Origin of the sequence: Streptococcus sp. HMSC072D03, from assembly GCF_001812855.1 — a bacterium.
Lineage (GTDB): Bacteria > Bacillota > Bacilli > Lactobacillales > Streptococcaceae > Streptococcus > Streptococcus salivarius_D.
Genome location: NZ_KV810624.1, coordinates 1 through 2414 on the forward strand (window position 1 = coordinate 1; position 2414 = coordinate 2414).

General features: G+C 37.2%; 1 protein-coding gene. It reads left to right on the top strand.

The annotated features are described in order from the left end of the window. On the top strand, positions 1 to 2414 hold a 2414-nt coding region (locus HMPREF2877_RS11140; protein WP_305366760.1), incomplete at both ends, for an SspB-related isopeptide-forming adhesin.

Genomic DNA, 2414 nt, shown 5'->3' on the forward strand with positions numbered 1-2414 from the left:
GAATTTAACAACCGTGTAACACCACCAGAAGAGCCTAAGTTCCAACCAGAGAAATATGTTCTTAGCGATGGTAACGGTAAGTTTGATATCACTGGTACTAAGCTTCTTGATGATGATGCAGAGTTGACAGATAAGTACGCAGAAACAAATGCGAACCCATACGCTGATAAAGCTGATAACAACGAAGCAGAAAACATCAATACGAAAGCCGTGAAACGTGGCGAAACTATTAACTACCAAGTATGGCTTGATACAACTAAATTTGATGCAAACAATAAGGATAACATCCAAACTGTTGGTATTACTGACAACTATGATGAAGCTAAATTGGATGTTAAGGTATCTGATATCAAGGCTTACGATGGTAAGACTGGTAAAGATGTTACTGATAAATTCAACATCTCAATTGCTAATGGTGTAATCACAGCTAACCTTAAAGATGGCTTCACTAAGTCACTTGGCGATGCAGAAAACACTCAAATCATCGATACTACTAAGTTCGAATTTGGACGTTACTACAAGTTTGTCATCCCAGCTAAAGTTTCTGACGGTGCTTACGATGGTGCTGAAATTGAAAATACAGCAGCTCAAGTAGTTAACTACTACAACCCAACTACTAAGAAGACCGAAAAACCAGAGAAACCAACTGAGAAGCGTGTCAACAATGTTCCAATGGCTATTCAGTTAATCTTCGGTAAGACACTTAATGGTCGTCAATTGAAAGATAAGGAATTTAACTTTGTCTTGAAAGACGAAGCAGGAAAAGTTCTTGAAACTGTTCAGAATGATGCTAAAGGCAAAGTAACTTTCTCTACTATTAATTATGGAAGAGACGATCTTGGTAAGACCTTTAACTACACTGTAGAAGAAGTTAAAGGAACTGATACAACAGTTACTTATGACAATATGAAAGTCAACGTTACTGTTAAAGTTATTCAACCTTCAGCAGGTAATCAATTATCAACAGTTATCTCTTATGCTACAGTTGGTGGAAATTCTTATGAATCAGACGACAGAATTTTCGATAACAACGTAACTCCTAACTTCAAACCAGAGAAATACGTTGTTTCAGAACCAAGCTTCGACATCATTGGTAACAAACTTGCTGATGACGACGATTCAACTGATAAAGTTGAAATCCAAAACTTGAATGGTAAGACCCTCAAACGTGGTCAAAAGATCTACTATCAAGTATGGCTTGATACTCGTGACTTCACAGCAGAAAGCAATCTTCAAACAGTTGGTATCACAGATAACTACGAAGAAGATAAGCTTGACATCAACGCTGCTGATATCAAGGTATACGATGGTATCACTGGTGCTGATGTTACTGACAAGTTCGACATCAAGGTTGAAAATGGTGTTCTCTACGGTACGTCTAAAGCAGGCTTGACTAAAGCTATTAGTGCAACAGATGCTACTCCAGTCATCGACACAACTAAATTTGAGTTTGGTCGTTACTATAAATTTGATATCCCAGCTGTTGTTAAAGACATTGATGCTAACGACGGTGTAGATATTGAAAATACAGCCAACCAAACAATTCACCAATACAACCCATTCAATAAAAAAGTTACAACTCCTGAAAAGCCAACTCAAACACGTGAAAACAACGTTCCAGTTCCACTCGAGTTCAACTATACTAAGAAACTTGAAGGACGTGAGTTGACTGCAGGTGAGTTCAGCTTCGTATTGAAAGACAAAGACAACAAAGTTCTTCAAACAGTAACCAACGATAAAGATGGTCACATCAAGTTTGAAAAACTCTTGTTCAATAAAGATGATCTTGGTAAGACATTCACTTACACAGTTGAAGAAGTAGCTGGTAAAGATGCTTCAATCACATACGATACTATGAAAGCAACTGTAACAGTGAAAGTTACTAAGGAAGGCAAAGTTCTTACAACTGTCGTTAACCACGCTTCAACAGGCGGATTTGCTTCAAGTGCTAACGATAAAGAGTTCAACAACAAAGTTCGTCCACCAGAAACACCAGAATTTAATCCAGAGAAATACATTCTTAATGAAACTAAGTTCGATTTGAAGGGAGTATCTCTTCTTGATGATGACAAAGAGTTGAAAGATAAGGTTGCAGAAACTAATGCAAATCCTTATGTTGATGATGCTTCTAATAATGAAAAAGCTAACATCAATACTAAGACCGTATATCCTGGACAAAAAGTTGTTTACCAAGTATGGTTGGATACTACTAAATTCACTGAAAAGAATAATATCCAAACTGTTGGTGTATCAGATGACTATGAAGAAGATAAAGTTGATATCAATGTAGCTGATATTAAAGCATATGATGGCATCACAGGTGATGATGTAACAGCTAAGTTCGATATCAAGGTTGAAAACGGTGTGATTACAGCCAACCTCAAAGATGGCTTCACTAAGTCACTTGGCGATGC